Origin of the sequence: Brenneria goodwinii (assembly GCF_002291445.1) — a bacterium.
In the GTDB taxonomy this organism is placed as follows: Bacteria; Pseudomonadota; Gammaproteobacteria; order Enterobacterales; family Enterobacteriaceae; genus Brenneria; species Brenneria goodwinii.
Genome location: NZ_CP014137.1, coordinates 2,937,096 through 2,950,914, shown reverse-complemented (window position 1 = coordinate 2,950,914; position 13,819 = coordinate 2,937,096). Strand labels below are relative to the sequence as shown.

The window sequence follows — 13,819 nt, the reverse complement described above, 5'->3', positions numbered from 1 at the left end:
GGACTGCGCCCTTATGGTTAATCCGCATAGTTATAAATCCCGGGCGGCAGAATCAACTGAGCCGCCACCTCAGCCGCTTTGGCTTTACCCAGCAGCAGGTCAATCAGCTTCAGCGCGAAATCCATGCTGGTGCCCGGACCTTGGGTTGTCAGTAAATTGACGCGAGGATCGTAAACTACCCGCTTTTCCATCCATTTCTCCGGCGCGATTTTGTCTTTTAACGCCGGGTAACCGGTCATATTTCCGACGGGGAATAACTGATGGTGTTCCAGCACCACGGCCGGCGAGGCGCACATCGCCGCGACGATTTTCCCTTCCTGATGAGTCTGGCGAATACACTCCACCAGCAGCGGGCTATCGCGAAAACATTCGGCGCCTTGCAGCCCGCCGGGTAAAATCAGCGCATCAAAGTGCCGATCGGCAACCGCGACCAGTGGCGCGTCGGCCAAAAGTTTTACGCCCCGGGAACAGGTTATTTCAAGGTCGCCATCGCTGGCGACGCTGGCGATCGTGACCTGGATACCCGCTCTGACCAGCAGATCTATTGTTGTGACCGCTTCGGTTTCTTCACTACCAGGAGCCAGACACACCAGTACCGATGCGTTCATATTCATTCTCCTTACGTTTGATGGTTTCAAACAGCCGGCTATTCTCGGGCAGCGTCAGGCCGTGGATACGCGCCCGCCGCAGCAGGTAACCGGTGATATAGTCGATCTCGGTATGCCGTTGCGCCATGATGTCTTGCCGCATGGAAGAGATATTAGCCGCTGTGTTCTGAATAATTTGGTTAATGTAGATTAGCAGGCTCTCCGCTGAGGTATGAAAGCCTTCCCGATCCATTACCGTCGCGATTTCCTGGCACAGCGATTCCAACTGTTGCGGATGATCCCGCAAATCCCCGTTTTGACATTGATATGCGGCCGTTAACGGGTTGATGACGCAGTTGGCCGCCAGTTTTAACCAGCAGGTCACGGTAATATTGTTATGCCAGGCAACATCGGGTAAAGCCTGGTGCAGAATCTCTGCAAAATGACTTTGCGTATCTGCATTATTGATTGAACCGATGTGTGTTGTGCCGGCGGCGACATGAACCACGGTGGTGGCATCACGGCGAGCGGCATGCGTCGTCACCCCCAAAATCAGCGGTTGACTGAGCGGCGGCAACTCCTCGTATGTGCCCATTCCATTGTGTAATAACAAAATAGTGCAATGCGGGTTTAGCTGCGGCAGTAAAGCGATAACGGCATCAGAAACCTGCCAGGCCTTTAACGTGACCAATAGCAATTCGCTATGCGCCAGATGGTCGGGATCGTTTGCGGTCAGATTCAGATTACAGTGTTGTCCATTGAGCTGAACGACATTAACCGGGCAAAAAGGTTGTGGAATCCGCAGCCATCCTTGAACATCGTGACCCTGGCGATGCAGGGCCGCTAGCCATAGCTGTCCGATCGCACCACAACCAAGAACGGTTATTTTCATTTGATTCTCCCTTTATTGACGCGGGAACAGTCGTTCTTAATAGACCAATCATAGGTTACTATTCGCATCACTATTCGTTTATACCCATTATCATTCAAATTACAGATGGGCATTGCTCCCTAAATGCTTTGCATGCGGGAGTCGTTCATGTGACGCCGTCTTGCATCATGAAATCTATTGGGTATATAGAAAATGAGCGGTTATTATGCTCGCCGGTCAAAATTGTCAGGAGATTGATTATGCCATCTTTCGATATTGTTTCGGAAATTGATATGCAGGAAGTCCGCAATGCGGTGGATAATGCCACGCGAGAGCTGAGCACGCGTTGGGATTTTCGCAATGTGCCGGCCAGCTTTGAACTGAATGAAAAATCACAAAGTATTAAAGCCGCCAGCGAGTCTGATTTTCAGGTTCAGCAACTGGTGGATATTTTGCGTGAAAAACTGATGAAGCGTGGTATTGAAGGCGGCGCGCTGGATGTTCCGGAAGAGATGGAGCACAGCGGTAAAACCTATAGCGTTGACGCCAAGCTGAAGCAGGGCATAGAGAGCGCGCTGGCGAAAAAAATCGTTAAGCTGATTAAAGACAGCAAGCTGAAGGTGCAGGCTCAGATTCAGGGCGAGCAGGTGCGGGTGACCGGGAAATCGCGCGACGATTTGCAAAGCGTTATGGCGTTAGTGCGCGGCGCAGACCTGGGGCAACCGTTCCAGTTCACCAATTTTCGCGATTAAGATTTCACAGACCGGCGCTGCCGCCCTGTGATTACGACAAATCTTCCGCTTCCATCGTCATTCCTGCGTAGGCAGGAATGACGGATTTGGATTCGGTCTTACGAAGGCGACGTCGTTAACAGTCTGAGGCCGGCGTTGTCGCTTTTATGCCTGACTGACCAACAATTCTAACTGCTGCCGGCTGATTTGCTGGTTATCGATCTTGACGTAGGCGCTGTACTCATCCGGCACGATGATGACTTCGGCAACGCCCGGCTGGGCACGCATCTTTTGTTCGAGATCGCCGTTCTTTAAGGCTAAATCGGAAAGCGTGATTCTCAGGCTGCTGAGGTATGGCGGTTCCTGCATCGTGAAGCCGACAAGCAGCCACAGCGCGGCGATTCCCGCGCCAACGGCGAAGACCGCCGCCGTACCGTACAGATCGAACAGGCCGCCGCCCAGACTGCCGCCGATAGCGACACCGAGAAACTGCGTCGTGGAATAAACGCCCATGGCGGTTCCTTTGTATCCGGCGGGAGACTCTTTACTGATTAACGACGGCAAAAGCGCTTCCATCACATTAAAGGCGAGAAAGAACAGCTGAATGCCGAAGATAATGCGCCAGAGTTGGTTTTCGGCCGACCACAACACCAGTTCTGCGACGATCAGGATCAGGATACAGGCGATGAATACCCGGATCATCCGTCGTTTCAATTCAGCATAAATAATGAACGGAACCACGCCGGCGAATGAAACCAGCATGGTGACCAGATAGACTTTCCAGTGGTCCTGCGGCGCCAGCCCGGCCTGTTCCATGACTCTTGGCAACGCCACGAAGCTCGACATCAACAGAATATGCAAACTCATGATGCCGAAGTTTAGCTTCAACAGGCGGCTATTGGCTAAAACCTTGCGAAAGCCGCCGCGCACAATCGCCGACTCCCGGTTCAATACATGAGACGGCGCCGCCGGAATCATGGTTAAGGTAATCACGATGCCCACCAGCGCCAGAGCGGCGATGCCCCAGAATAAAGCCTGCAGGCCAAAAGCATGGGTAACAATGGGGCCGACTACCATGGCGATGGCGAAGGTGACGCCGAAGCTGACGCCAATAAACGCCATCGCTTTGGTACGATTCTGTTCGCGGGTAAGATCGGACAGCAGCGCCATCACGGCGGCGGAAATCGCGCCGGAACCCTGTAGCGCCCGGCCAAGAATAATTCCCCAGATAGAGTCGCTGAGGGCGGCAATCACGCTGCCTAAGGTGAAGATCAGCAGGCCGCCGACGATCAACGGCTTGCGGCCGACACGGTCTGACATCAGCCCGAAGGGGATCTGAAAAACCGCCTGCATCAGGCCGTAAATACCGATGGCAATGCCGATAAGCGATTCGCTGGCGCCCTGTAGCGCCATGCCGTAGGTGGTGAGAACGGGGAGTACCATAAACATGCCAAGCATGCGCAGCGAAAATACCGTCCCTAAGCCCCAGGTTGCGCGTAGCTCGCCCGGGGTCATTTTATTGTCGTTCATTCGTACCTCTGAAGTCAGTCGGCGCTATTCTAGTTCGTTATCTGTCAGCGCGTAAACGATAGCTTTGTTACGTGATTTGGCGGGGCAGGGCAGAGGGCGAAGAGAAAAGGAAAACAGGCGGATGCGCCGCCTGTTTGATGCATCGGTGCGCTGGTGATTAACGCAAATAGGTTAACAACGCTTCCTGCGCGGGTGCGATGGAATCAACGGACATCATCACGCTCAGCGATGTGATGGCGACAATCGAGAATATGAATAGTTTTTTGGCCCATAGCCGATCGTCATTGGCGTTTTTATAGCCTGACAGCGCCATGCCCAGCCACCATATGCTGACGGCGGCGGCCACCACCAGATATTTGTAACCCGCATAGCCGCCCAGCGACAGCATCAGCGTGGCGATCATAAACGCCAGGATATAGAGCGTGATGTGGTTTTTGGCGACGGAAATGCCTTTCACCACCGGCAATACCGGAATATTGGCGGCCTGGTAATCTTTAAAACGAAAGATGGCGATCGCATAGGAGTGCGGCATCTGCCACAGGCTGAAAATCAGCAGTAAAATCAGCGCGCCGGCATCGAACTGGTTGCTGACGGCGCAATAACCGATTACCGGCGGCGCGGCGCCGGACAGGCTGCCAATCAGCGTGCCGTAAACCGAATGGCGCTTCATATACAGGCTGTAAACACCGACATAAACCACGAAGCCCATCACCGCCAGCCACATGGCCAGCGGATTGGCGGCGAGATATAGCAATGCAAAACCGGCAATACCCAACAGAGAAGCGTAAACCAGGGTTACCTTCAGTGATATCAGGCCTTTTACCAAAACCCGATTTTTGGTTCTCTCCATTTTTTTATCGATATCGCGGTCGATAACGTTGTTAAACACGCAGCCTGATGCCACGACCAGCGATACGCCAAACAGGGTGGAAAGAAACAGGGCATAATCGATGCTGCCTTGAGCGGCAAGAAGAAATCCGCCGATAACGGAAATCAGATTACCGAAAATAATGCCTGGTTTAGTGACTTGCAGGTATTTAATCATCTTTTACGGCTCGGTTACTGAATCATCATGTTGGCGTGCGTATTCCACATAATCCATATGGAACCGGCAACGACAATAGCGATAATCAGGACGGTAAACGCAAGGGCCACCACGTTCCAGCGCTCTTCCGAGGCTGAACTCAGATGCAAGAAATAGATCAGATGAACCAGAATCTGGACAACGGCGCATCCCACTACGGTCAGAATGATGGCGTGCTGTGAGGCTGAACCGGACATGACCATCGCAAAAGGAATGACGGTCAGGATAACGGACAGTACAAAGCCAATCAGATAGGATTTGACGCTGCCGTGGCTGGCGCCTGCATGATCGGTTGTTGAATGACTCATTACATCGCCCCCATCAGATAAACAACGGTGAAGACACAAATCCAGACTACGTCAAGGAAGTGCCAGAACAGGCTTAGGCACATCAGCCGCGTTTTATTGACGGCGGTCAGACCGCGGCTGGAAACCAGCACCATCATGATGATGATCCAGATCAGGCCGGAGGTCACGTGAATACCGTGGGTGCCGACCAGCGCAAAGAATGCCGACAGAAAAGCGCTGCGATCCGGGCCAAAACCTTCCGCAATCAGGTGATGGAATTCATAGATTTCCATCGCGATAAACGCCAGGCCGAACAGGAACGTCAATCCCAGCCAGACGTTAACCTGTGATTTATTGCCTTTGTTCATGGCGATCATCGCCATGCCGTAGGTAATACTGCTGAACAGCAGGGCGAAGGTCTCTACCAGAACGAAGGGCAGTTCGAAAATGTCCTTCCCCGTCGGACCGCCGGCGGTGCCGTTAACCAGTACCGCATAGGTTGCGAACAGGGACGCAAACAGAATGCAGTCGCTCATCAGGTAGATCCAGAAGCCGAATACTTTGGTGGCTCCTGCATCATGGTGCCCATGCTCGGCATGGGCTGTATGGTTAGTCAGAGTTTCAGTTGACATGTTTCAGACCTGCTTTGCTGATTTGCTCAAAATTCTGATTCTCAATCTGCTCGATTTCTTTAACCGGAACGTAATAGTCCACATCCTGGTTAAAGCTATGCACGATCCAGGTCACGATCATTCCGGCAAAGCCGATAATCGCCAGCCACCAGATATGCCAGATCATGGCAAAACCGAACACCAGACTGAACGCTGAAATGATAACGCCCGCCCCGGTATTTTTCGGCATATGAATCGCTTCATAACCAGCAGGTTTCTTGTAGGCTTCGCCTTTTTCTTTGGCGTCCCAGAAGGCGTCGCGATCGTGAACGTGCGGTACGGTGGCAAAGTTATAGAAGGGCGCCGGAGAAGAGGTCGACCATTCCAGCGTACGGCCATCCCATGGGTCGCCTGTCAGGTCGCGATTCTGGTGACGATCGCGGATACTGACGTAGAACTGCATCACCTGGCACAGCACGCCGAGACCGATCAGCACCACGCCGAGGGAAGCCACGACCAGCAGCGGGTGAAATTCCGGGTTGATTTGCTGACTTAACCGACGGGTCATCCCCATAAAGCCCAGCGCGTACAGCGGCATGAAGGCAACGAAGAAACCGATGATCCAGAACCAGAAGGCGCGTTTGCCCCAGGTTTCGTTCAGGGTGAAGCCAAATGCTTTCGGGAACCAGTAAGTAATACCGGCAAAGCAACCGAACACCACGCCGCCGATGATCACGTTGTGGAAGTGAGCGATCAGGAACAGGCTGTTATGCAGCACGAAGTTGGCGCCGGGAACCGCCAGCAGTACGCCCGTCATCCCGCCGATGGAGAAGGTGATGATGAAGCCGATCGTCCACAGCATGGCGGAGTGAGACTGAATGCGGCCCTGGTACATGGTGAACAGCCAGTTGAATATTTTCACCCCGGTCGGAATCGAAATAATCATCGTGGCGATACCGAAGAAGGCGTTGACGTTGGCGCCAGACCCCATGGTGAAGAAGTGGTGCAGCCAGACGATGAACGACAATATGGTTATCGCGATGGTCGCCCACACCAGCGAGGTATAGCCAAACAGCCGTTTTTTACAGAACGTGGCCACCACTTCGGAGTAGATGCCGAATACCGGCAGAACCAGAATGTAAACCTCAGGATGACCCCATGCCCAAATCAGGTTGATGTACATCATCATGTTGCCACCCATATCATTGGTGAAGAAATGGGTGCCGAGGTAACGGTCCAGCGTCAACAGCGCGATAGTGACGGTCAGTATCGGGAATGCGGCGATAATCAGGACGTTGGTGCACAGCGCCGTCCAGGTAAATACCGGCATTTTCATCAGCGACATGCCCGGCGCGCGCATCTTCATAATGGTGGCAAAGAAGTTAACGCCGGTCAGCGTGGTGCCTAAGCCGGATATCTGTAGACTCCATATCCAGTAATCGACCCCGACGCCGGGACTGTACTCCTTACCGGATAGCGGCGGATAGGCCACCCAGCCCGTCTGGGCAAACTCGCCAACGCCGAGAGAGATGTTGACCAGAATCACCCCGGCCACGAACATCCAGAAACTCAGCGAGTTCAGGAAAGGGAAGGCCACGTCGCGAGCGCCGATTTGCAACGGCACCGCCAGGTTCATCAAACCCACGACAAAGGGCGTCGCTACGAAGAAAATCATGATAACGCCGTGAGCGGTGAAGATTTGATCGTAGTGGTGCGGATTAAGGAAACCCGCTTCACCGGCGGAGGCCAGTACCTGTTGACCACGCATCATGATGGCATCGGCAAAACCACGCAACATCATCACCAGCGCGACGATGACGTACATGATACCGATCTTTTTATGGTCGACGGAGGTGAACCATTCCGTCCATAACCATTTCCACTTGCCGAAATAGGTTATTGCCGCCAGCAGCGCCAGACCGCCGACGATGATCCCCGCCACGGTGACCATGATAATGGGTTCATGATACGGAATTGCATCGAGTGTAAGTTTTCCGAACATCTTGTTATCCCTCGGCTCCTTGGTGCGAGGCATGCTCGCCCATGTTCATACCCTCATCGTGCTGCATGTTTTCATCGTGTTTCATGCCTTCACCATGATGTTGCATGTTCATGTCGTTGCCTGTGAATTTGAGAATAATATTCCTGAACAAATCCGGTTGAACGCTGGAAAAGTATTCCACCGGATGATATTCACTTGGCTGGGCCAGCTTATTGAACTCGTCCATGCTGTTGAGCGTCTTGGAAGACGCGCGAACGTTGGCAACCCATTGATCAAATTCCTGCTGCGTGGGGGTAGCGATGGCCGTGAACTTCATGCCGGAGAACCCCTTTCCGCTGTAAGCGCCAGAAATACCGTCATATTTGCCCGGCTCATTGGCTATCAGATGGAGCTGGGTTTGCATACCGGCCATGGCATAGATTTGACCTCCGAGATGCGGAATGAAGAACGAGTTCATTACAGAGTCAGAGGTGATTTTGAATGCGACGGGTACATTTGCCGGGAACGCCAACTCATTAACGCTGGCAATGCCCAGATCCGGATAAACAAACAGCCATTTCCAGTCAAGGGAAACCACTTCGACGTTAATTGGCTTAACATCTGATTCCAAAGGCTTATAAGGATCAAGCGAGTGGGTCGTTTTCCAGGTGATGGTGGCAAGGATAGCGACAATGATAATTGGCACGGTCCAGACAACGGCCTCAATCTTGTTGGAGTGCGACCAGTTTGGCGTGTACTTTGCCTTTTCATTGGATGCTCTGAACTTCCAGGCAAAGGCGATTGCCATAATGATGACGGGAACAACAACGATCAACATCAGCCCGATGGCCGTCAGTATTAGCGATCTTTGTTCTAACCCGACCTGTCCTTTGGGATTCATCAGCGCCATATCGCAGCCGCTGAGCACTGCTGTGGCTGCAAATAAAGACAACATCCCAAAAATTTTATTGTATTTCCTGAGTCTCATCTAGCGACCTCAATTACAAGGGCTCTATTGTCATTTTACGCGAGCGGGCATTTTACGGGAAGGTTACTTTACTGTAAACATGATTAAGGTTATGTCATCCAATTGTTGCTGCTTTTTGCACGGATTGTCACAAAGACAGCGATCAAAAAAATGATTTTTAAAAACAGGCAATTAACACGCCACCTAGCCAAAAGTATGGATTGATAATACAAAAATACAACTAATAGTGACTTTTATTTTTAAGCTGGCGGATATTTTGGATTCACAGATGTTTATCGTCAGAAAACGAAATTAGTTCAGACCAAATGGTACCCCTGCGGAATAAATTTTTCCCTTGGCAAAATAATTGAGAAAAATAATTAAATAAAGGGAGAAAACCGTAGAATAACGCGTTTTTCTCCCCTCAACCTTGCTTAGCTGGAATGATTCACTGACGCGCGCAGTGACAAATAATCCAGCGCGCTACCTAGCGCAATACCCAGCAACGCCAGTCCAGCGCCGGCCATCAGTAAGTAATCGGCCAGTTCGTGATGGGCGCTCCACCCTAGCACATCGGTTATCAGCAATATTAACCATAACCCCAGCAGGCAGGAACCGGTCATGAGCGCGTGCAATGCCCCGGCGTAATAGCGAGGAAAGGTGTTACGCGGCAGGAAATCGCCGGTTTTCTGCGTATATTCCAATGTGCTGCGGCATGCCAACAAAAGAAACAGCCCCGGCAAGGCCGCCGCGATCGAAAACAGGTAAAACCACGCCCAGCCATGCGCTTCGACAAACCAGCCGGCGATGGGGCCGACATAGACTCGGCCCACGGCCGAAAGCGCTGAAAGCAGGGCAAACTGCGTAGCGGAGAACGACTTGTGGCACAGCGTCATCAATAACGCAACAAACGCGGAGGTGCCCATACCGCCGCACAGGTTCTCCAGAAAAACGGCGCCGGCCATGGTAATGATGTTTTTATCGGTGACGGCTAACAGCCAGTAACCGGCGTTGGAAACCGCCTGCAGGATGCCAAATAGCATCAGCGCCCTGAACAGGGTGAGCCGCTGCATCAGCAGTCCGCCGTAGACCGCGCCGACAATGGTGGCAAATAGCCCCAGCGTTTTGTTTATCAGGCCGACATCACCGGCATTGAAGCCGACGCCGCGAATAAGAAACGTGGTGGTCAGGCTGATAGCGAAGGCATCGCCCAATTTGTAAAGCACGATTAACAGCAAAATCAGCCAGGCATTGTTCCGTCCGAAAAAATCACGCAATGGGAGAACGATGGCCTGCTCTATTGTCCGCGGCGCGGGTTGACTGTTATTCGGCTCGGGCGCCAGCAGGGTGGAGAGTACGCCGATAAGCATTAAACCGGCCATCAGCCAGTAAGTCGCCTGCCAGCCCAGCAACCGGTCGGCAATCCATAGCGCCAGTCCGCCGGAAACCAGCATGGCCAAGCGATAGCCTAATACCGATATTGCCGCTCCGGTTCCGCGTTCTTCCGGCTTGAGCAAATCCGTTTTGTAGGCGTCGAAAACGATATCCTGCGAGGCCGAGCAAAACGCGACCAATACGGCCAGAGCGGCCAGCCACCAGAGGTCGCGGGCCGGGTTCATGAACCCCATACAGACAATCGCGGCAACCAATAAAAGCTGACTGAGCAGTAACCAGCCCCGACGCCGACCAAGAAACGGCGGGGTGTAGCGATCCATCAGGGGAGACCACAGAAACTTAAATACATACGCCTGACCGACCAAAGAAAAAAAACCGATGGTTTTCAAATCAACATTTTCTACGGTCATCCAGGCCTGCAGCGTGCCGGACGTTAAAGCCAGGGGTAAACCGGAGGCAAAACCCAATAACAGCAGGAAAAGCGAATTACGCTGGCTTAAGAGATTGATGATACGACTAAGCATGAAAAGTCCTTTCCCTTGCTCCGCAGGGGAAGTTGCAGAGCAAAGGAAGCGGAATGAAAAGATTAACGGGCGTTTTCTTTAATAAAGGTACTAACGCTGGTGTCTTGCGCCATGTCGTTGATGACATCGCCCAACACCGTATTGACCGCATTGGTAATTTTATCGTTGGTTGCCGTGAATGCGCCCTGCACATTATAGGTTGAACGATAGTTCTTAACCTGTTTGTTGCCGTTGGCGGCCTGGGAGAGGATGGAAATATCGGCTTTCGTGGTGATGTTGTAGCGAAGGTTGCCTTCGGAAACATCGGCATACAGATTATTAACCACAATCTGCAACGCCACCGGACCACCGGTGCCGATCATATAACCGCGAGCCGCCATCTGTTTCTCCAGCGCTTCCTGCAACAGGAAACGCAGATCGCGGGATGGCGTCAGGGTGATCAATTGCCCGTCGCGGTTTACTTTTGCCAGCGCCTGATCGGATCGTTGATCGGCGCCGTTGATACTGATCGTAACGCCCATCAGCGTCGGATCCTGCGAAGGCAGACTGATTTTAGGCATGACGTTGAGCGTGTTGCTTTTGCTTGCACAGCCGGCAAGCATCAGTACAGCCAAAAGCGGGAAAAATAATTTTTTTAACATTCGTATTTTCTCGGTAATGATTAGAGTGGTTAGCTGACAAAAATTATTGGTATCATATCATCGCAGCTGATGGGGGAAAGAGCAGAGTACGGGGAAAATTTTCTGAAATTTATCTTTTTCTTCCCCCTCATCCAGGCAGAATCGTTTTTATCACATCAATGCTGATGAAGATACGCCATTAAGTTGCTATTCATTCTCTGTCCGCAGAGAGGTTGCAAAGATCATAACGGCTTGAAAAACAGCTAAGATTGAAGTGAACGGGCAGTCTGTCTATGACGGAAGTGCCGAGCTGATACCGAACTTTTCCAAAGTCGAAGGGGTAGCCGTATGATGCGTAAAGCAATAGAAGAAAAATTGCGTGTGGAATTCGAGCCGCTGCACCTGGAAGTAATTGATGAAAGCTATCGTCATAACGTACCAGCCGGATCTGAAAGTCATTTTAAAGTCGTGATAGTCAGCGATCGTTTTGCGGGGGAACGCGTATTAGGACGCCATCGGGCTGTTTATGCGGTGCTGGCGGAGGAATTGGCGGGTTCGGTGCATGCATTGGCGCTGCACACTTATACTCTCAAAGAGTGGGATAGCCTGCAAAACGCCGTTCCGTCATCGCCGCCCTGCGGCGGCGCGGGCATCATGTCGTAGATCCCGCGGATAACCCGTTTCCGGACGGGTTATTGATAAAAGCATGCCCCTCCTGTCGAATAGTCTGTCCGCCGTCCTCGACTCATCCTATCTATATCGCTATAATGCCGCGTCTATTTTTCCGGAATGTATTCGGGACGCTTCTGACTACAGGGAACAGGGTCTGGTAACAACATGGTGGCCGTCCCGGTTCTGTAAGGCTTTTTTCTGTTAAGCGCCTGCTGGCGCTTGCTCGAAATTATGCTTTGCTGTTGTGAGAATAGTTTTGGGGTTGACCGAGCACTGTGATTTTTTGAGGTAACAAGATGCAAGTTTCTGTTGAAACCACTCAAGGCCTTGGGCGCCGTGTAACGATTACCGTTGCTGCTGACAGCATTGAGAGTGCAGTTAAGAGCGAGCTGGTCAACGTGGCCAAAAAAGTACGTATTGACGGCTTTCGCAAAGGCAAAGTGCCGATGAATATTGTTGCTCAGCGTTATGGTGCATCCGTGCGTCAGGACGTGCTGGGCGATTTGATGCAGCGTAATTTCGTCGATGCCATCATCAAAGAAAAGATTAACCCGGTTGGCGCGCCGAACTATGTTCCGGGCGAATATCAAGTGGGTGGCGACTTCACTTACTCCGTTGAGTTCGAAGTGTATCCAGAAGTGGAATTGAAAGATCTGGAATCAATCGAAGTCGAAAAACCGGTCGTTGAAGTGACTGACGCCGACATCGATACGATGCTGGAAACGCTGCGTAAACAGCAGGCAACCTGGAAAGAAACCGATGGCGCGGCGACTGCCGAAGATCGCGTTACTATCGATTTCAACGGTTCTATCGATGGTGAAGAATTTGAAGGCGGCAAAGCTTCCGATTTCGTACTGGCTATGGGTCAAGGCCGCATGATCCCAGGTTTTGAAGATGGCGTTGTCGGTCACAAAGCCGGCGAGGAATTCACTATTGATGTGAACTTCCCGGAAGATTACCACGCGGAAAACCTGAAAGGTAAAGCCGCTAAATTCGCTATCGTTCTGAAGAAAGTTGAAGAGCGCGAATTGCCTGAATTGACTGAAGAATTCATCAAACGTTTCGGCGTGGAAGAGGGTTCTCAGGAAGGTCTGCGTGCTGAAGTTCGCAAAAACATGGAACGTGAGTTGAAAGGCGCGGTACGCAACCGTGTGAAAACTCAGGTTCTGGATGGTCTGATTAAGGCGAACGAAATTGAAGTTCCCGCAGCGTTGATTGACGGCGAAATCGACGTTCTGCGTCGTCAGGCCGCACAGCGCTTTGGCGGAAACGAAAAACAGGCGCTGGAACTGCCGCGCGAACTGTTCGAAGAGCAAGCTAAACGCCGCGTAGTCGTTGGTCTGCTGCTGGGTGAAGTCATCAGCGCCAATGAGCTGAAGGCAGACGAAGATCGTGTTAAAGCGCTGATCGACGAAATGGCTTCTGCCTATGAAGATCCGCAGGAAGTGGTTGAGTTCTACAGCAAAAACAAAGAACTGATGAACAACATGCGTAATGTTGCTCTGGAAGAACAAGCGGTTGAAACGCTGCTTGCCAAGGCTAAAGTGGTTGAAAAAGCCGTTAGCTTTAACGAGCTGATGAATCAAACCACGGCTGCGTAAGCATCATTTCTGTTGCTGCGTCAGGGCGGTTTTCCCCCTGTCAAAAAAGCCCGTAGCCTTCTGGCGCGGGTTTTTTTCTATTTAAATGATCGCGCTAATTATCGGTTTGTTCTTAAACGAGATGCGCTAAATTGCACTACTATATAAAGAAGATATCGTGCTGGCAGATTGGGAAGTTATTACCGATAACGCTTTAATGTAAAACAATTGGTGGTGTAAGCTTGAAAAGCGGTGTGGATACCCCAAATATTCGAAAGGGAAGAGGGCACCGTTAGGGATCTCCGGCTAATTGAGAGTTGCCCCCAGGATGAGTGAACCGCATGCATCGGCATGGTCATCACCATTTATCTAAAGTAGA

13 protein-coding genes are annotated in these 13,819 nt (G+C 51.7%); 3 read left to right on the top strand and 10 right to left on the bottom strand.

The genetic code is table 11. The features are described from left to right. Window positions 1-17: 17 nt before the first annotated feature. Window positions 18-608: a protein deglycase YajL gene (gene yajL, locus ACN28R_RS13200; protein ID WP_048635822.1), complete on the bottom strand. Its 591-nt coding sequence runs from the start codon at window positions 606-608 to the stop codon at window positions 18-20. Next, window positions 571-1,479, bottom strand: a complete 909-nt coding sequence (panE, locus tag ACN28R_RS13195) for a 2-dehydropantoate 2-reductase (RefSeq protein WP_048635821.1) — start codon at window positions 1,477-1,479, stop codon at window positions 571-573. Before panE ends, yajL begins: the two co-directional genes overlap by 38 nt. 239 nt (window positions 1,480-1,718) lie before the next feature. Here panE and ACN28R_RS13190 point away from each other — a divergent pair, with 239 nt between their 5' ends. Next, window positions 1,719-2,210 (top strand): YajQ family cyclic di-GMP-binding protein, encoded by a 492-nt coding sequence (locus ACN28R_RS13190; RefSeq protein ID WP_048635820.1) that lies wholly within the window; start codon window positions 1,719-1,721, stop codon window positions 2,208-2,210. 144 nt (window positions 2,211-2,354) lie between these two features. On the opposite strand, the gene ACN28R_RS13185 is transcribed toward ACN28R_RS13190, so the two are convergent. From ACN28R_RS13185 to ACN28R_RS13150, 8 genes are all read right to left on the bottom strand, one after another. Beyond that, window positions 2,355-3,719 (bottom strand): MFS transporter, encoded by a 1,365-nt coding sequence (locus tag ACN28R_RS13185; RefSeq protein WP_095834631.1) that lies wholly within the window; start codon window positions 3,717-3,719, stop codon window positions 2,355-2,357. 157 nt (window positions 3,720-3,876) lie between these two features. Then, a complete protein-coding gene (gene cyoE / locus ACN28R_RS13180) occupies window positions 3,877-4,764 on the bottom strand; it encodes a heme o synthase (protein ID WP_095834630.1) in 888 nt (295 codons plus the stop codon). A gap of 14 nt (window positions 4,765-4,778) precedes the next feature. Beyond that, a complete protein-coding gene (locus ACN28R_RS13175; protein WP_048635817.1) occupies window positions 4,779-5,111 on the bottom strand; it encodes a cytochrome o ubiquinol oxidase subunit IV in 333 nt (110 codons plus the stop codon). After that, window positions 5,111-5,722 (bottom strand): cytochrome o ubiquinol oxidase subunit III, encoded by a 612-nt coding sequence (locus ACN28R_RS13170; protein ID WP_048635816.1) that lies wholly within the window; start codon window positions 5,720-5,722, stop codon window positions 5,111-5,113. The genes ACN28R_RS13175 and ACN28R_RS13170 overlap by 1 nt, the downstream gene beginning before the upstream one ends. Continuing rightward, on the bottom strand, window positions 5,712-7,703 hold the full coding sequence (gene cyoB / locus ACN28R_RS13165) for a cytochrome o ubiquinol oxidase subunit I (RefSeq protein ID WP_095834629.1): 1,992 nt from the start codon (window positions 7,701-7,703) through the stop codon (window positions 5,712-5,714). Before cyoB ends, ACN28R_RS13170 begins: the two co-directional genes overlap by 11 nt. Window positions 7,704-7,707: 4 nt before the next feature. Continuing rightward, entirely contained in the window at window positions 7,708-8,670 is a 963-nt protein-coding gene (gene cyoA, locus ACN28R_RS13160; RefSeq protein ID WP_048635814.1) for a cytochrome o ubiquinol oxidase subunit II, read from the bottom strand. A 413-nt stretch (window positions 8,671-9,083) separates the two neighbouring features. After that, complete coding sequence (gene ampG / locus ACN28R_RS13155; protein WP_095834628.1) at window positions 9,084-10,568, bottom strand: muropeptide MFS transporter AmpG; 1,485 nt, start codon at window positions 10,566-10,568, stop codon at window positions 9,084-9,086. A gap of 62 nt (window positions 10,569-10,630) precedes the next feature. Continuing rightward, window positions 10,631-11,209, bottom strand: a complete 579-nt coding sequence (locus ACN28R_RS13150) for a lipoprotein (RefSeq protein WP_048635812.1) — start codon at window positions 11,207-11,209, stop codon at window positions 10,631-10,633. Between the two features lie 327 nt (window positions 11,210-11,536). Here ACN28R_RS13150 and bolA point away from each other — a divergent pair, with 327 nt between their 5' ends. Continuing rightward, complete coding sequence (gene bolA / locus ACN28R_RS13145; protein WP_048635811.1) at window positions 11,537-11,851, top strand: transcriptional regulator BolA; 315 nt, start codon at window positions 11,537-11,539, stop codon at window positions 11,849-11,851. Window positions 11,852-12,156: 305 nt separating this feature from the next. Further along, a complete protein-coding gene (tig, locus tag ACN28R_RS13140; protein ID WP_048635810.1) occupies window positions 12,157-13,461 on the top strand; it encodes a trigger factor in 1,305 nt (434 codons plus the stop codon). Window positions 13,462-13,819 lie beyond the last annotated feature (358 nt).